Annotated in this window: 13 protein-coding genes; 8 read left to right on the top strand and 5 right to left on the bottom strand. The window is 58.1% G+C overall.

The annotated features are described in order from the left end of the window. The first annotated feature begins 297 nt into the window (after positions 1-297). Positions 298-2,307, top strand: coding sequence for a hydantoinase/oxoprolinase family protein (locus tag KTT_RS27255; RefSeq protein ID WP_126600773.1), 2,010 nt, complete (start codon positions 298-300; stop codon positions 2,305-2,307). Positions 2,308-2,311: 4 nt separating this feature from the next. Further along, positions 2,312-3,907: a hydantoinase B/oxoprolinase family protein gene (locus KTT_RS27250; protein WP_126600771.1), complete on the top strand. Its 1,596-nt coding sequence runs from the start codon at positions 2,312-2,314 to the stop codon at positions 3,905-3,907. A 182-nt stretch (positions 3,908-4,089) separates the two neighbouring features. Here the strand turns inward: KTT_RS27250 and thrS are convergent, their stop codons facing one another. Next, positions 4,090-5,955, bottom strand: coding sequence for a threonine--tRNA ligase (gene thrS, locus KTT_RS27245; protein ID WP_126600769.1), 1,866 nt, complete (start codon positions 5,953-5,955; stop codon positions 4,090-4,092). 553 nt (positions 5,956-6,508) lie between these two features. On the opposite strand from thrS, the gene KTT_RS27240 reads away from it, so the two are divergent. Further along, complete coding sequence (locus KTT_RS27240) at positions 6,509-7,273, top strand: SDR family NAD(P)-dependent oxidoreductase (RefSeq protein ID WP_160146163.1); 765 nt, start codon at positions 6,509-6,511, stop codon at positions 7,271-7,273. Here KTT_RS27240 and KTT_RS27235 read toward each other — a convergent pair. Together KTT_RS27235 and selD are read right to left on the bottom strand one after the other, a co-directional pair. Next, positions 7,270-8,586 carry an amidohydrolase family protein gene (locus tag KTT_RS27235; protein WP_126600765.1) on the bottom strand — a complete coding sequence of 439 codons (1,317 nt, stop codon included), beginning with the start codon at positions 8,584-8,586 and terminating at the stop codon, positions 7,270-7,272. The genes KTT_RS27240 and KTT_RS27235 overlap by 4 nt on opposite strands. A gap of 628 nt (positions 8,587-9,214) precedes the next feature. Then, the gene (selD, locus tag KTT_RS27230) at positions 9,215-10,276 is read right to left on the bottom strand and encodes a selenide, water dikinase SelD (RefSeq protein ID WP_126600763.1); all 1,062 of its coding nucleotides are present in this window, start codon (positions 10,274-10,276) and stop codon (positions 9,215-9,217) included. A 652-nt stretch (positions 10,277-10,928) separates the two neighbouring features. Here selD and KTT_RS27225 point away from each other — a divergent pair. Together KTT_RS27225 and KTT_RS27220 are read left to right on the top strand one after the other, a co-directional pair. After that, positions 10,929-11,786, top strand: a complete 858-nt coding sequence (locus KTT_RS27225) for a pentapeptide repeat-containing protein (protein WP_126600761.1) — start codon at positions 10,929-10,931, stop codon at positions 11,784-11,786. Positions 11,787-11,949: 163 nt separating this feature from the next. After that, positions 11,950-12,570, top strand: coding sequence for a dihydrofolate reductase family protein (locus KTT_RS27220; protein WP_126600759.1), 621 nt, complete (start codon positions 11,950-11,952; stop codon positions 12,568-12,570). Positions 12,571-12,615: 45 nt separating this feature from the next. On the opposite strand, the gene KTT_RS27215 is transcribed toward KTT_RS27220, so the two are convergent. Beyond that, on the bottom strand, positions 12,616-13,506 hold the full coding sequence (locus KTT_RS27215) for a metallophosphoesterase family protein (RefSeq protein WP_126600756.1): 891 nt from the start codon (positions 13,504-13,506) through the stop codon (positions 12,616-12,618). 262 nt (positions 13,507-13,768) lie between these two features. On the opposite strand from KTT_RS27215, the gene KTT_RS27210 reads away from it, so the two are divergent. Further along, a complete protein-coding gene (locus tag KTT_RS27210; protein WP_126600754.1) occupies positions 13,769-14,335 on the top strand; it encodes a redoxin domain-containing protein in 567 nt (188 codons plus the stop codon). On the opposite strand, the gene KTT_RS27205 is transcribed toward KTT_RS27210, so the two are convergent. Then, positions 14,330-14,806 carry a MarR family winged helix-turn-helix transcriptional regulator gene (locus tag KTT_RS27205; RefSeq protein ID WP_126600751.1) on the bottom strand — a complete coding sequence of 159 codons (477 nt, stop codon included), beginning with the start codon at positions 14,804-14,806 and terminating at the stop codon, positions 14,330-14,332. The two genes, KTT_RS27210 and KTT_RS27205, sit on opposite strands and share 6 nt — an antisense overlap. 152 nt (positions 14,807-14,958) lie before the next feature. On the opposite strand from KTT_RS27205, the gene KTT_RS27200 reads away from it, so the two are divergent. Both KTT_RS27200 and KTT_RS27195 read left to right on the top strand, forming a co-directional pair. Beyond that, complete coding sequence (locus KTT_RS27200) at positions 14,959-15,327, top strand: hypothetical protein (protein WP_235845888.1); 369 nt, start codon at positions 14,959-14,961, stop codon at positions 15,325-15,327. A gap of 149 nt (positions 15,328-15,476) precedes the next feature. Beyond that, a complete protein-coding gene (locus KTT_RS27195; protein ID WP_126600749.1) occupies positions 15,477-15,878 on the top strand; it encodes a VOC family protein in 402 nt (133 codons plus the stop codon). The last annotated feature ends 262 nt before the right edge of the window (positions 15,879-16,140 follow it).

Here is a 16,140-nt window from a genome sequence, read left to right as displayed (position 1 = left end):
TTCTTAATGGTGAAGGGATGACCGCATCCCTGCTGGATGACTTTCCAGTTCATGCGCCCATGCGCTCTGTTTCTATTGCGATATACCTTTTAGAGTATACCCGCTAAACAGTGGTTATTGCAAATTTTTCGCAATTACTATTATTTATCACTTCTATAGTGACGATGGCCTTCCGCTATTCAGGTAATACTTTCATTAAGTTCTTTCTGAGGTGTACAATAGTGGAATACATGAACGACTGGCTCGGCCGCAAGCTGATCCTGATGGGATCGTACAGATATGATGAGGAGTAAAGGCATGGCAAACCTGCTGGTCGGGGTTGATACCGGTGGCACATTTACCGATATCGTGCTGCTGCAGAATGGGGAATTCAAGGTCCATAAGGTGCTCTCGACGCCGGATGACCCTTCGCGGGCGATTCTGCGGGGATTGAACGATCTGGGCATCCTGGAGAAGGTAGGGGTGCTGGTGCATGGTTCGACGGTGGCGACCAACGCGGTGCTGGAGCACAAGGGCGTTTCCACTGGCCTGATTACGACGGCGGGCTTTCGTGATGTCCTGGAGATCGGTCGGCAGACGCGTCCCAGGCTGTATAGCCTGTCGGCGCAGAAGGTGCCGCCGCTGGTGCCGCGCGAGCTGCGCGTGGAGGTGCTTGAGCGCCTGGATGAGCGCGGCGAGGTAATGACCGAACTGGATGAAGCCTCTTTGGCGCGGGCCATCGAGACCCTGCGGACGGCCGGCGTTGAAGCGGTAGCCATCTCGCTGCTCTTCAGCTTCGCCAATCCCACCCATGAGCAGCGCGTGGCCCGGAAGGTCGAGGAGGCCGGCTTTTACGTGTCCGCCTCGTCCAGCATCCTGCCGGAGTTCCGCGAGTACGAGCGCACCAGCACGACGGTGTTGAACGCCTATATCGGTCCATTGATCGCGCGCTACCTGGAGCGGCTGGAGCAAGAACTGGCGCGGAGCACGCGTCTGCGCATTATGCAGTCTAACGGCGGTTCTATCTCAAGCGCGATGGCGCGGCGCGAGGCGGCGCGTACCGTGCTGTCCGGACCGGCCGCGGGCGTGGTCGGGGCGGTCTTCGCGGCCCAGGCATCCGGCTTTGAGCAAACGATCTCGTTCGATATCGGTGGCACCTCGACCGACGTGGCTCTGATCAATGGCATGGCGAGCGAGACGACTGACGGCATGGTCGGCGGCTATCCCATCAAGCTGCCGATGATTGATATCCACACGGTAGGTGCCGGTGGTGGGAGCATCGCCTGGTTTGATACCGGCGGCGCGCTGCGGGTGGGACCGCGCTCGGCCGGCGCCAGTCCGGGTCCGGCCGCCTATGGCCGTGGCGGCACGGAGGCCACCGTGACCGACGCCAATGTGGTGCTGGGTCGCCTGGTTCCCCAGGACTTCCTGGGCGGCACGATGTCGTTGGATCAGCAGGCGGCCAGCCAGGCGGTAGAGAAGATCGCCGGCAGGCTCAACGCAAGTCCGGAGGAGGCCGCGCTGGGCATGATTCGCGTAGTCAACGCCAACATGGAGGCGGCTATCCGCGTCATCTCTGTTGAGCGCGGCTGCGATCCGCGCGACTTCACCCTGGTGGCCTTTGGCGGCGCCGGACCCCTACATGCCTGCGAGCTGGCGGCCGCCCTGCGCATCCCGCGCGTGCTGGTCCCGACCGTCCCTGGTGTGCTCTCAGCCCTCGGCACCCTGGTCGCCGACACCCTCAAGGACTATGTGCGTACCGTGATGGTGCCTGCCGAGGTGGCCGAAGAGACGGTAGGGTCTGTGTTGCAAGATCTGGAGAGGCAGGGACGCCAGGATCTGGCCGACGAGGGTATTGCTCCCCAGAATATCCGCATCGAGCGTTACCTGGATCTGCGCTACGTAGGCCAGTCCTACGAACTGCGCATCCCCTTTGAGCGCGATGTCGAGCAGGCGGTGCGTGATTTCCATGCCGCCCACGGCCAGCGTTTCGGTTACAATGATCCCAACGAGCGCGTGCAGGTGGTTAACGTACGTCTCAAAGCCCGTGGCGTCACCAGCAAGCCCGAGCTGCGCCGCCAGCAGGCGGTCCCCGATGCTCAGCCTGAAACGCTCTCCCTGCGGTCGGTTATCTTTGCTGGCACTGGCGGCGAGGTTGTAGCGTATGATGCTCCTGTCTATGCGCGGGCCGATCTGCGATCTGGCACTTTATTTATGGGCCCCGCCATCGTCGTGCAGTATGACACTACCACGGTCCTGCCACCAGGCTGGCGCTGTTATGTCGATGAGGTCGGAAACCTCATCCTTGAGCAGTTAGAAGGGAGATAAGGTCATGATCGAGATGACCCATGTGACACCCATTAGCCTGGAGATTTTTCGCAGCGCCCTGACGGCCATCGCGGAAGAGATGGGCACGGTGCTGATGCTCAGCAGCTACTCGCCCAACATCAAGGAGCGGCGCGATTTTTCCTGTGCCCTCTTCGATGTCCAGGGACGCCTGGTGGCGCAGGCGGCGCACATCCCGGTGCACCTGGGCGCCATGCCCGACTCGGTGGCCTCCGCGCTCAGCAGTTTTGACGACTTCGCGCCCGGCGATATCATCGCCCTCAACGATCCCTTTCTGGGTGGTTCGCACCTGCCAGATATTACGCTGATCGCCCCGATCTATGTGGAGATCGAGCGTGAGCCGCGCCTGGTCGGCTTCGCGGCCAATCGTGCCCACCACTCCGATGTGGGCGGCATGTCCCCCGGCTCGATGCCGCTGGCTCACGAGATCTACCAGGAGGGCCTCATTATCCCGCCGGTCAAGCTGTGGGAGGCGGGACAGCCCAATCAGCCGCTGCTGACCCTGCTGCTGCGCAATGTGCGTACCCCCGATGAGCGGCGTGGCGACCTGACGGCCCAGGTGGCCGCCAATCGCACGGCCATCCGGCGCATGCAGGAACTGGTCGAGCGCTGGAGCCTGCCCGTGCTCGATGAGCATGTCGATGCCCTGATCGAGTATGCCCAACGCATCACTCATGCCACCATCGACTCCATTCCCGATGGTTCCTATCTTTTTGAAGACTATCTGGATAACGATGGGGTCAGCGACGAACCAGTCAAGATCGCGGTAAAGGTGACCGTTGCTGGCGATAGTCTGAGCGCCGATTTTTCGGGGAGCAGTCCCCAGGTGCGCGGCAACATCAACACGGTGGCGGCCGTTGCTCGCTCGGCCGCCTACTACGTGGTGCGTTGTCTGATGCCGGAGGACGCTCCTATGAACCACGGCACCTTCTTGCCCGTCACTGTCATTGCTCCTGAAGGGACCGTGGTCAACGCGCGTCCTCCGGCCGGTGTGGCGCAGGGCAACGTCGAGACCTCGCAGCGCATCACCGACGTCATTTTTGGCGCGCTGGCCCAGGCCCTGCCGGACGTTATCGCGGCCGCCGGTCAGGGGACCATGAACAACATCACCGCCGGTGGTATCGATCCGCGCAGCCAGCGTCCCTTTGCCTATTATGAAACGATGGGCGGCGGCATGGGCGCAGGCCCCCACTACGACGGCCTCTCTGGCGTGCACGTGCATATGAGCAACACCCTTAATACACCGGTCGAGGCCTTCGAATATGCCTATCCCATGCGCATCAGCCGCTACCAGCTGCGCGACGACTCGGGCGGAGAGGGTCAGCAGCGCGGCGGCGACGGCTTGATCCGCGAGATCACCTTCGAGGTCCCCACCGACGTCACCTTGCTCAGCGAGCGCCGCCGCTTCGCACCCTATGGTCTGCAGGAGGGCCAGCCCGGCCAGCGCGGCGAGAACCGCCTCATCCACGACGGTCAGGAGACCATCCTGCCCGGCAAGGTCCGCATCCAGGCCGCCCCCGGCGATCGCCTGATCATCGCCTCACCCGGTGGCGGCGGTTGGGGCTTATTTATACGGACGTGAACCGTAGGTGCCGGGCTTGTCCCGGCTTTGTCGCGAAGCGACCCCGTACCCGGGCGCTCACATTCCACCAACGATGACATCCTTCTCGGGGAAGGGCCACGTGTTTGATGAAACGTAGCGTCCGGGTACGGGGTCGCTTCGCTCCAAGCGCCCGCCAGGGGCGCACCTACGATCTTCGTTTTTTACGGGAGGTCGCTGCGGTTGGCGATCTCGCTTTGGAGACGCTCGGCGAGCGCGGCGATGGGCAGGGTGCCGAGGTCGCCGCCGCTGCGTCGGCGTACGGCGATGGTGCCGTTCTCGGCCTCTTTGTCGCCGACGACCAGCATGTAGGGGATCTTCTGCATCTGGGCGTTGCGGATCTTCTTCTGCATCGATTCGCGGGCCTCGTCGATCTCGACGCGCATGGTGCGGCCGTTGGGGAGGCTGACCTCCTGCAGGGCCTTCTTGACCTCGTAGGCGTAGTCCAGGTGGCGATCGGCGATCGGGACGACCACGGCCTGCACGGGTGCCAGCCAGGTGGGGAAGGCGCCGGCGTAATGCTCGATCAGCACCGACATGAAGCGCTCGACGGAGCCCAGGATGGCGCGGTGTAGCATCACCGGACGGGTTGGATGACCATCTGGCCCTGTATATTCCAGGTTGAAGCGCTCGGGCATATTGAAGTCCAGCTGAATGGTTGCCAACTGCCAGCTGCGATCCAGGGCATCTTTGGCGGTAAAGTCGATCTTGGGACCATAGAAGGCGGCCTCGCCCGCCTCTTCGACCCAGCTGACATTTCTGTCGCGCAGGACCTGGCGCAGCTGCTCCTGGGCGTTGTTCCAGGTTTCGGGTGTGCCCAGGTACTTCTCGGGATGCTTCTCATCCCACAGTGAGAGTCGGATCGAGAGTTCCATGCCAAAGGGTTTGTAGAAGCCATCGACGATCTCAAAGATGCGCATGGCCTCTTCCGCTACCTGGTCGGGGCGGGCGAAGACATGGGCGTCATCCTGCGTGATGGCGCGCACGCGTGAGAGCCCCTGCAGGGTGCCCGGCAGCTCGTCACGATAGACGGCGGTGACCTCGCTCAGGCGGATCGGCAGCTCTCGGTAGCTGCGCATGCGGCTGGCGTAGATCTGGGTGTGGTGCGGGCAGTTCATCGGCTTGATGCAGAAGTCCTCTTCACTCTTGCCGCTGACATGGAAGATGTCTTCCTGGAACTTGGCCCAGTGTCCCGAGACCTTGTATAGATCGCTCTTGGTGATGTGCGGAATGCGCACGCGCTGATAGCCATGGGGCTTCTCCAGCGACTGCACGAACTCCTCCAGCAGGTCGCGGATAACGGTACCTTTGGGTGTGAAGAGTGGCAGACCGGCTCCCACCAGGTCCGAGAACGTGAACAGATCCAGTTCCTGTCCCAGGCGGCGATGGTCGCGCTTCTTGGCCTCCTCCAGGAACCAGAGATAGTGGTCCAGCTCCTCCTTGGTGTTGAAGGCGGTGCCATACAGGCGCTGCAACTGCGGATTCTTCTCGTCGCCGCGCCAGTAGGCGCCAGCGATGCTCATCAGCTTGAACGCTCCGATCTGGCTGGTTGTATCTACGTGCGGTCCACGGCACAGATCGACAAAGGGACCGGTCTCGTAGAACGAGACCTTTTCTGCTCCCTGTTGGTCGCTGCTGACGCCGACCGCGTCGCTATCGCCGGTCTCCTCGACCACGGCGGTGCTGCCGCGCTCCTTCAGCAGGCGCAAGAGCTCTACCTTATAGGGCTGGTTGCGCTTGCTCATATCCTCGATGGCGGCATCGATATCCATCTCGATGCGCTGATAGGGGAGCTTCTTATTTTTCAGCTCGCGCATCTTCTTCTCGATCCGCTCCAGATCCTTTGTGGTCAGGGCAACGGGTAGCTCGATATCGTAATAAAAGCCATTTTTGATCGCCGGGCCCACGCCGAATTTCGCCTCGGGCCACAGCTGTTGCACCGCCGCCGCCATCAGGTGGGCTGTGGAGTGGCGCATGCGATCCAGTTCGTACTGTGCCTGCTCCTCAGATACTTCCATTGAAGCACTCATGCATGTTTCCCTTTCTCATTACAACATTTGATGTATGGTAAAGCAGTAGTAGTATGTTTACTAGTGCCGAGTTTTATGCCAATAAAAAAACTCCCTCATCCCGCGCACCGGGGACGAAAGAGCTTGCTCATCCGTGGTTCCACCCACAATTCATTCATGCTACCCGCCGCACAGCAGTTGCAATGAACCTCTACAGCCCGCTAACGGTGGCCTTCCGCTTTCCAGCATCATCTGGATGTGTAGCTTCTTGAGTGGTATCCATCGGGTGTGTTCAGGACAACTTGCAGCCTCGATTGTCCCTCTCTGTCAACACGAAAAGCGATGACGTTGTCTCAAGCAATGCCGATTATTTAGTGTAATGGTATAGCTTGAATAATGTACTGAAGCGACTATAGCATAAAACAGCAGCAGTGTCTACTGTTTGGTTCTGGTAGCAGGACTTTCCAGTGCTAAGACCGCCTGTAACCTTCACACGCGGGGGGACGTGCCATGCGCTGAAGAGAGGTTTGTAATGATTGTGGTATCTGGATCGAGTGCATAAGGAGGTATGGCCATGGGTGTGCAGCAGCGGGTGGCGCTGGTTACAGGGGCTACGTCGGGCATCGGAGCAGGTATCGCCCGCCGCTTTGGCGAATGCGGGGCGCGGGTCGCCGTGGCGGGACGCAATGTCGAGCGGGGTATGGAGGTGGTGGAATCGATCCAGCAGATGGGTGCCCAGGCCATGTTTGTCGAGCATGAGCTGGAAGATGATCTGGCTCCCGTACGCGTCATTTCCGAGGTCGAGGCATCTCTGGGACCAATCGAGATTCTGGTTCATTCCGCCGCCTGGTCGGTCTTCAAGGCGACAACGGATGTGACGCCGGACCTGTTTGATCAGATCTTCCAGCGCAACGTTAAAGGATTGTACTTTCTGACGGCGGCGGCTTTGCCGGGGATGATCAGGCGGCGCCATGGCCGCGTTGTCCTCATCTCTAGCATCGCCGCCCTGCGCGGCGTTGGTGGACAGTCGCTATATTGCGCCAGTAAGGCCGCGCTGGACCAGCTGGCCCGTGCCTGGGTCACGGAATACGCGCGCTACGGCATCAACTTCAACACCGTCGCCCCCGGCATGGTGGCGACGCCGATGACGGCGGAATTGACCTCCGATCCCCAACTGGTCGCCGCCGTCAAGGCCGCCACCCCCGATGGACGCCTCGGTACCCCCGACGACATCGCCCGCGCGGTTCTCTTCCTATCCGACGATAACGCCCTGCACATCCAGGGCAACACCATCGTCGTCGACGGCGGCTGGATCGTCCCACCTGGCGGATTCGCTTAAAAAACCTGCCTGGTCGTCAGGACGCGCTGATAGTCGAATACACGTTGGGCGTTGTCGCGCATGATGTGGCGCGCGACACGCAAGGCCTTCTCCTCGCTGAGCCAGCCTTCCAATACGAGTTCAGAGAGCGCCTGAGAGATGCCACGGCGTGCGATGTAGGCGTGTCCGACGATGGGCTCAACTGGATAGTAGTCACCGCCAAACCCCAACAGCTTGGCGGAAGGTACGGCCAGCAAGGCCTCTTTGAGGAAGCGAATGGAGGCTTGCGGGTTAATGAGCCAGGCCCAGCACATATCCAGATAGACATTGCTGTAATGCTTGGCAAGCGCGATAAACTCATGCTGATAAGGATAGCCGATGTGCATCAGGATAAATCTGGCGTGTGGATAGTCTTGCAGCAGCGGACAGAGATCGGCCGCGATGCGTTTGAGCCTTTCCAGCGGCATCATATTGTTCTCGGCCAGGTAGCCGCAGTGCAGCTTGATTGGCAGATTGTACTCAATCGCTTTCTGGACGCAATAGCGGAAAAAATGGTCCTGCAAGGCTTTCTGTTCCGCGTCCGTTAGCGCATGCTGCTCTCTGGCGAAGCGCGCGAAGAGCGGTCCGGCCTCCTCTGCTGTGACGCGTTCAAAAGAGAGATCGCGCCAGTAGGCCGCCTGGGTTTTTACCGCAATCGCACGTGGGCCATAGTGTTCAAATTTCTGGTCGATGAGGTGATACCAGTCTTGGAGCGTCGTGGCTCTGGCTTTGACGATATGCTGATGGCGCAGCTCGGTGCAGAGCCCGTTGATCGACATATCTTGCAGGAGCAGGTCGGGATATTCGGTCTCGCACAATATATGCTCCAACGAATTGACCTGGCACGACTCGATGTTGGCGACATCGCGCAAGATATGGGTGTAGAAGCCTTTCCGTGTCTGCGCGCGCATCTTCTCACTGATGCGTTCCACATTCCCCTCGTGAATCCTCTCTTCCTGGAAGAGCAGGCGTACAGTATGTTCGACCGCCTGGAAGTAGGCCGTATTGCACGTATATTGATAATATGGCTCGAAGATATGCCACTTATCCTTAGGGCTGACGTGCGGATCAAAGAACTGTCTGGCTTGTTCCCGAGAGAAACCAACGCTACAAAGATCCTGGCTGCTATAGTGGTGGTAGAGATAAGACCAATCATTGCAAGGATATAATGGATCATCTATGAGCGGTTCGACCAGTCGGCGTGCTTCCTCAATCAAATGTTCATGTGTATCCAGAATCGGCGTCCGTTGAACAAAATCCTCAATCGTCGAGATGACTCCCCGGTTGCGTTTCATGCAGCAATCCTTTCAGAGCGATAGACACTTTTGTGAAAATGGCGCTTCTTTACGCTATTCGCACTAAATAACCTTTTTAAACACTAACATACGGATCGCTCTGGATTGCAGACATGTAAAACATGCGATTAGATATACTCTTCTGTATATTTGACGTATGGCAGAAGAGTATATCTAAATCGTATGCTCATCACCTTCGATTTGCATGTGTTTTCGCACCTGCTGCTTTGTCAAACTTCGTTTGATGGATTGTTCGCCCGCTACGCGGGCGAGAAGGGAAAGGAGATGGTGGGGACACCCCACACCCCGGCAGGGAGGACCCTGCACCCCTTACGTTAATGCGTATGGGGCACAGCCCCCGAACCCCCGTAGGTGCCGGGCTAGCCACAGCTTGGGCTAGCCGCTTGATCATGCCCCCGGCATGCTCGCTTGCATCCCCGCTCCCCCATCAAATGAACTTTGGCAGAGCACTACGGTGCCCAATCGCCCATAGTATGGTAGCGCAACAGGGGCGTGGATGTGCTCCGGTTGCACCAGCACACAAAACCAGTGCGGCCGCGCACGCAGACGCCCGTATAGGGGCGATTACGTACCCCTATACGACGAAAGGCAGACATATTCCGGGTGCTTAACGAACCTCTAGCATAACCTCATCTTCGCTGGCGACCTGGTCGGTGACCTCGCCGATGCGCCAGAAGGTGACTTCGGGGGCGCGCTCGGCCAACTGCGGCCAGACGGCCGGGTCGATGGCTGCGAAGAGTCCGCCGGAGGTCTGGGGGTCCCAGAGGATGGCCTGGTCGATGGGGTCGATGCCTTCGCGGATGCGGACGTGGGCTTCTAAGAAGGCTTTGTTGCGCTGTGCGCCGCCCGGAATGCAGCCCAGTTCGGCGTAGTGGCGGGCGTTCTGCAGCAGGGGGAAGGAGCCAAGGTCGAAGCGCATATTGGTGCGGCTCTGAATGGCCATCTCGCGCGCGTGCCCCATAATGCCAAAGCCGGTGACGTCGGTGGCTGCATGCACTCCCTTGCCGGCCGCGACCAGGGCCTCGCTGGCCTTGAGGTTCAGACGCGTCATCGAGGCGATAGCGGCCTGGATATCTTCATCAGCTACTTTGTTGCGCTTCTGGGCGGTTGTCAGCAGTCCCGCGCCCAGTGGCTTGCTCAGGACCAGGATGTCTCCGGGCTTCGCGCCGCCCTTGGTCAGAATGTGGTCGGGATGCACCATGCCGGTGACCGCCAGGCCATATTTGGGCTCGTTATCGATGATGGTGTGCCCACCGGCGATGGCGCCGCCAGCCTGGGCCATGATGTCTGATCCTCCGCGCAGGACCTCGCGCAGAATGGCCGGATCGAGGTCGTCGGGCCAGGCCACCAGGTTGATGGCCATCAGGACCCTGCCACCCATGGCGTAGATATCGCTGACCGCGTTGGCGGCGGCGATGGCACCATAGCTGTAAGGATCATCCACGACCGGTGGGAAGAAGTCAGCGGTACTGATGACCGCCTGCTGATCATTCAGACGATAGACGGCGGCATCATCGATGGCGTCCAGCCCGATCAGCAGGTCCACTGGCACTCCCACCTGCTTCAAAGGGCTCACCACCTGCGCCAGGCTCTGCGGACCCATCTTGGCCGCGCAGCCCGCGCTCCCGGCCAGGGTCGTCAATCGAATCGGGGGTATATCTATGCTCATAAATAAATTCTCTCTCTCTAAAAATCATCTATATCTTCTATCACGATTGTACTACGTTGTCCGTGGTGATTTCCAACCAGGCCGGCCATTTTATGTCCATGTATCCAATTCGCTTCTCTTCTCAGTATCGTATATCGGGCGCGGGCCTGTCCACCACCTTGTCTTGCTGGTCACAACTGTGGAACTGCAAGCAGTCCGTTTTGTGTTGGTGCATGCGGTGCGCATCCGCGCACCGCATGCACCAACACAAAAAACCGGCGCGGCCGCGCAGCGGACGCCCGTGTGGGGGCGCTCATGTGCCCCTATGGCGACGAGAGTCAGACACACTCAAAGAGCGTGTCTGACTCTCATGATCATCGCCTGCGGCCTGCATGGGTTTTCGCACCTGCGGTGCTCACAAGTCCATGGTGTGTTGGTGCAGCAGGGGCGCGAGAGCGCCCCTGCTGCACCAACACACAAAAACAGTGCGGCCGCGTAGCGGACGCCCGTGTGGGGGCGCTTATGCACCCCCAACATGACGGAAGTCAGACTCTCTCAAAGAGGTTGGCCTGGATAGGTACATCTTATATAATCAAGGGGAGTGCAAATCATTTTTTGCCTGATCCTTTGCTTATGTATAGTCGTGTTATATGAGGATGACAGGGAGCAGATTATGGGTATTGATAGGCGGCTAGCGGGAACGGGGCGGTCTGGCGTCCGCCTGACGCGCGAGGATGTTGAGCAGCTCTTGAGCAAGGTAGAGAGTTCGGCGCAGTTGAACCTGAGCTCCCGGCATCTGGAGGGCAGCAATCTGTCCTATCTGGATCTGCGTGGCGCGAATCTGCGGGGGGCCAACTTCCAGGGCGCGAACCTGCGCGGTGCCAATCTCAGCGGCGCCTATCTGCAGACGGCTAATCTTAGCGGCGCCGACCTCGATGGGGCCGATCTGACTGGCGCGCATCTGGGTGACGTGGCGGCTGAGCGCGCCAACCTGCGCCAGGCGCGCCTGAGCTATGCCATTCTCAAAGACCTGAATCTGCGCGAATTCGACCTGTCCGACCTCGATCTGCACAATGCCGACCTGAATGGGAGCGACCTGCGCGATGCCATTCTACACGGCACCAACCTGCGCGGCGCCGATCTGAGTACGGCCCAACTCTATGGACCCGAGCTGAGGCGAGCTATCCTGCATGGCGGTGCCCTGCTCAGCGACCGCATGTCTTCTGAGCGCAGAGCCAAATCTACAACCCGGCCCCTACCTCCTCAAGCATCGTCCGCGCCGACGCGATCTCCACTCTCTGATCAGCAGGCCATGCGCCTGGGCGAGCAGGCCCTGCCAGCCGAAGCGGATCCCCGCGAGATCCAGAAACTATTCTCGCAAGGCTTCACCTTCACCCATGCGCGCACACTCTTCGACACCTGGCTCACGCAGTCTGGCACCCACTACAGCGAACGCGAGGTCCAGGCCCTCTGGATCGGCTTCGCCCACCGCCTCTGCACCATCTATCAGCAAGCGAACACACCAGACTGATTGTCCGGTGGCTGCAACGAAAGCGTCTTTTTTCTGCCAGAACGTTGACAGGTTGGGTCAGGAAAGCAAGATTCGAGAAGTTTTTCTGCGATTTCATGCTATGCTGTTGCTGAAAGAGCATACGACAGCCAGGAATTGCCGAGTATGGAAAGGTAGCAATCTCATGCGGAAACTTATCGTCTGCAACATGATGTCTCTGGACGGCTATTATGAAGGGAAAGATAGGAGCCTCGATGCGCTCTTCGATTATTTCCACGAAGATTATTCGGGGGATGAGAACTTCGATCATTATAATGCTGAACGACTGCGAGCCGCCGATACCTTGATATTGAGCGGCCGCACGTCCTTTTTAGGCAACAAGTCATACTGGACAGGGGTGCCGCATGACCCGAACGCGACCGCGATCAGGCGTGAATATGCCGGTCTGATAAGCTCCGTCGAGAAAATCGTGGTCTCCGATACTATCGCCCAGGAAGATTTAGCGCCCTGGGACAACACGACACGCATCGTTCGAGGAACGGACCTGTACCAGGAGGTGGCCGCCCTGAAACAGCAGCCGGGTAGGGATATCCTGGTGATCTTGAGCCGCATGCTCTGGAATGATCTGCTCCTGCATGATCTGGTCGATGAATTGCATGTCACGATTTTTCCGGTGATCGCCGGCGAGGGAACACCCCTGTTCACCGGCCGTCCTCCAGTCTCTCTCAAGCTCCTCTCTTCCCGCACCTGGCAAGGCTCCGGCAACATCCTCGCCTGCTATCAAGTGGGTCGAGTGAAAAGGTAGGTGCAGGCTTGCCCTGGCTTGTCCGTGCAGCGACGAGATGCCGGGTTAATGTAAACATGATGCAAGCGACTCAACGATCCGTTCACACTCTTGATTGAAGCCCGCCAACCAATCGCCGGTTACAAATTCTAGTGTTGCTGTAGCGGTATCCAGCAGAGCCATGGTACCCTGTCGCAGCGTGGGCAACGTTTCACACTGCCGGGGTCTGCTCAAACCGCCAAGCTTGTTCAATCCCAATGAGGTTGTTGAGCCATACTGTTGTGGCCCGATCATTGTGTGTAGATGTCCGGCGACGTGGTAGCGGGGTTGGAGCGCTTCAATTAACTTACTGACCTGCGTCGAGCCCTGCGTCTGACCATAGAAGCCGGTACTGCAGCCATAAAGTGGCTCATGCGTGATGAGCACATCCACCTTGTCACTCTTGCTCGCTAGCAATGTGGTCAACGCAGTTGGATCATGCTCAGTGCCTTCTTTCCCTCGCCCTGGATGCTCGACTCCACCAAAGCAGGCCAGTTTCACACTTCCACAATTGAGGATCGTGCCATCAGGAATGTAGTGGAATAGATCAAATGCATCAATGGGGATGGTTTGCTCCCGGCTGTTCTGTGATAATTGCCTCAGCCATGCCGCATCATCATGGTCCCCTCGCACGAAGTAGAGGGGACTTTGGATCTGCTGGCGTATTTCTTTGAGCCGGGCTGCAAGATGTTCCTGTGCATAAAGTATGCGTAGGAAATCAAACTGGGCAGGGTTGTTGGCGATGTATCGTAAAAAGACATCCCTGTTCTGGATCATTTTCTCCAGGTGCTCCACTCCAAAGTCACCTACCTGAATTACCATGTCGAGCGCGCTATCCGATCGCTTTTGCCAGGTAAGGACCGCTGCCAGAAGGTGATAAACTTGCCCATGAATATCACCAAAAAATGCAATCTTCATCTTAATAATTTTTCTCCTTTTCTTCTTTCCTTATATATATAAGATGAGCATAGTTTATTTCGCGCCATATTGGTAGACCACAGCATCTTCAATTGCGCTGGAGCACAGCGATAAGCCTCCGCCGTTAGGTGTGGTGCCACTGACTTCTGTAATGATAGGAGTTTGCCCAGCCTTGACAAATTAGACAACTATATTTACTATATTAAATAGTAAATATAGTTGTCTAATTTGTGGGTAAAGAAAAGCTATTAAGGAGCACTTGATGAAGCTACAGGCAGGGATGGTTGCGCCTCACTTTGAGGCGGAGGACATTTTCGGTGGACAGATCGATCTGGCTGTTTACGCGGGCCGGTTCGTATTGCTGTCTTTCTTGCGCAATGGTGGTTGCGCGCTGTGCAATCTGCGCGTCCACCAACTGATACAGCGCTATCCGGAGCTGCACGCGCGGGGATTAGAGGTGCTGGCCGTCTTTGAATCTCCGGTGAGCAGTATCAGAGAGCACGTGACATCCAGGCAGGATGTGCCGTTCCCCATCATCGCCGATCCAGACGCGCGGCTGTATGATCTCTACGGCGTTGAGGTTTCGCAGGAGAAGGTGCAGGCCAGCATGGCTCGCATGGGGACGCCGGTGATGCAGCAGATGATTCAGGATGCCGCCGCGATCGGCTATCAGCTGGCTCACGAGGATGGCTCCAACTTCAATCGCATTCCAGCTGATTTCCTGATCGATCCCGACCAGCGGATCAGACTGGCCTTCTACTCGGATCTCGTCGGCGACCACCTTCCGCTGTCCGAGGTCAACGAGGCTCTGGTGGCTGCGGCGCTATGATTTTTGATCGTCTTCGATGTGGGTGAGCAGATCGTTGAGGGTCTCGCGCAGCTGCTCATAGCGTTCCTTACCCAGGATGCCGGTGAACTCCGCTTCAATCTCGCCTTTGAGCTCATAGGCATCCTGCAGAAAGCGCCAGCCCATGTCGGTGAAGGTGACCAGCACGGCACGCCGGTCGCTGGGATCGGGTGCGCTGGCGATGTAGCCCTTTTCCACCAGGTCCGCTACCAGGTGGCCCGCCGCTTGCTTGGTGATAAACATGCGCTCGGCCAGCGCCGTGATGCGCGTCCCCTGGGTATCGATGTGCGAGATAAGGGTGGCGTGGGCGGGTGCCAGCCCGCTGTGGCCGCGCGCCGCCATCTTGCGCACCGATATCTCCACAAAGGCGCGGTGCGCACGCCAGAAATATCGACCGATATTCTCCTGCCGTCTCTGCACCAGTGCATCGTACGGGGCTGCTTCTTCGCTCATGTACTCTCTTTTCTCCAAATCTGTCTGCTGCGTATTACTTCATCTCTCTACATGCTGCCACATCAGTATAGCACGCTCAAGGTTTCCTGCTCACAAAGATGTTTGCTGTATTGCTGCGTTAAATAGCGTGGTGTAGGATATAGCATGAACATATGCTACAGATTGGAGCTACCATGAGTAAAGTCGTGACGCTGTTTCGCCCGGTGGGGGAGGAGGAACTGGCCTTGATTCAGCAGAGTGGTATGAATGCCTTTCCCCCACGCCTGTACTGGCAACCGATCTTCTATCCTGTCTTGAACGAGGAGTACGCGACCCAGATCGCGCGGGACTGGAATGCGCGCGACGGCCACTCGGGTTATGTGACGCGTTTTCAAGTTGCAAAAGCGTTCCTGGATCGCTACGAAGTGCATCGGGTCGGCGGCGCGCTGCACCTGGAATACTGGATACCCGCCGAGGACCTGGACGAGTTCAACCATCAGATTATTGGCTCCATCGAAGTCATCTCCGAATTCCATTCCTGACAGTAAGAGAGCAAGATAGAAGAAGTTTTATGCATTATCCTGTGTTACATTAATCTTCGTCGAGCATCTCGCTGGCCCATGACACGGCACCCTACCTCAACTTCTATGAGCGTAGGTGCCGGCTCGACCAATTAAGAAGAGGTAACATAATGATTAACAGGATAGATGCGACCGTTGTGTTTGTACGTGATCTGGTCACCTGCATAGGGTTTTATCGCGACACGCTCGGGCTGAAGATGACCTTTAGCGACGCTGTTTCCGCCACCTTTCAACTCGGCGACCTCTATTTTCTCCTGCTGGACGTTTCATCGGCGGCCGAACTGATTGGCGTGGATGTCAGCGAGCTCAAAGCGGATGGCGGACCACGTGGCCTGTTCGCCGCCGGTGTTGAAGATGTCGACGCCGCCTATGAAGCGTTCAAGGCCAGAGGCGTCACCTTTCTCAAGCCTCCCATCGATCAGCACTGGGGACTGCGCACCGCGCACTTTGCCGATCCCGAGGGCAACGTCTGGGAGATCAATCAGTCCATCGAGGTGAAGTCCAAAGGCTAAGCTAAAGCGCCCTCACTCGCTTTCATTTGAACCGACTGCCTCCGATAGGTTCAAATGAAAGCATCCTCATGATCGCCCCCTGGCCTCCTTCGGATGACACTTGATATCCCCCTGCCAGAGTATCAGCAGCAGCTTCAGTCGCTTAACGCCCTGGTGGTCGCCCGCACCGGACTGCCGCTCTACAATCTGCGCAAAGAAATCCGCCTTAAATAAGTTACCAGCGACAAAGTTGCGTTTATGAGATATGATTGATCTTACATAC

It is taken from the genome of Dictyobacter aurantiacus (assembly GCF_003967515.1).
Lineage (GTDB): Bacteria > Chloroflexota > Ktedonobacteria > Ktedonobacterales > Ktedonobacteraceae > Dictyobacter > Dictyobacter aurantiacus.
The sequence above is the reverse complement of the archived record's forward strand: the minus strand, read 5'-3'. Positions and strand labels throughout refer to the sequence as shown.

Coding starts and splice junctions, on each gene's coding strand:
- KTT_RS27220 (WP_126600759.1), top strand. CDS start 11,950: ATGCGGAAACTTATCGTCTGCAACATGATGTCTCTGGACGGCTATTAT.
- KTT_RS27240 (WP_160146163.1), top strand. CDS start 6,509: ATGGGTGTGCAGCAGCGGGTGGCGCTGGTTACAGGGGCTACGTCGGGC.
- KTT_RS27200 (WP_235845888.1), top strand. CDS start 14,959: ATGCTACAGATTGGAGCTACCATGAGTAAAGTCGTGACGCTGTTTCGC.
- KTT_RS27215 (WP_126600756.1), bottom strand. CDS start 13,506: ATGAAGATTGCATTTTTTGGTGATATTCATGGGCAAGTTTATCACCTT.
- KTT_RS27210 (WP_126600754.1), top strand. CDS start 13,769: ATGAAGCTACAGGCAGGGATGGTTGCGCCTCACTTTGAGGCGGAGGAC.
- KTT_RS27205 (WP_126600751.1), bottom strand. CDS start 14,806: ATGAGCGAAGAAGCAGCCCCGTACGATGCACTGGTGCAGAGACGGCAG.
- KTT_RS27235 (WP_126600765.1), bottom strand. CDS start 8,586: ATGAAACGCAACCGGGGAGTCATCTCGACGATTGAGGATTTTGTTCAA.
- KTT_RS27195 (WP_126600749.1), top strand. CDS start 15,477: ATGATTAACAGGATAGATGCGACCGTTGTGTTTGTACGTGATCTGGTC.
- thrS (WP_126600769.1), bottom strand. CDS start 5,955: ATGAGTGCTTCAATGGAAGTATCTGAGGAGCAGGCACAGTACGAACTG.
- KTT_RS27225 (WP_126600761.1), top strand. CDS start 10,929: ATGGGTATTGATAGGCGGCTAGCGGGAACGGGGCGGTCTGGCGTCCGC.
- KTT_RS27255 (WP_126600773.1), top strand. CDS start 298: ATGGCAAACCTGCTGGTCGGGGTTGATACCGGTGGCACATTTACCGAT.
- KTT_RS27250 (WP_126600771.1), top strand. CDS start 2,312: ATGATCGAGATGACCCATGTGACACCCATTAGCCTGGAGATTTTTCGC.
- selD (WP_126600763.1), bottom strand. CDS start 10,276: ATGAGCATAGATATACCCCCGATTCGATTGACGACCCTGGCCGGGAGC.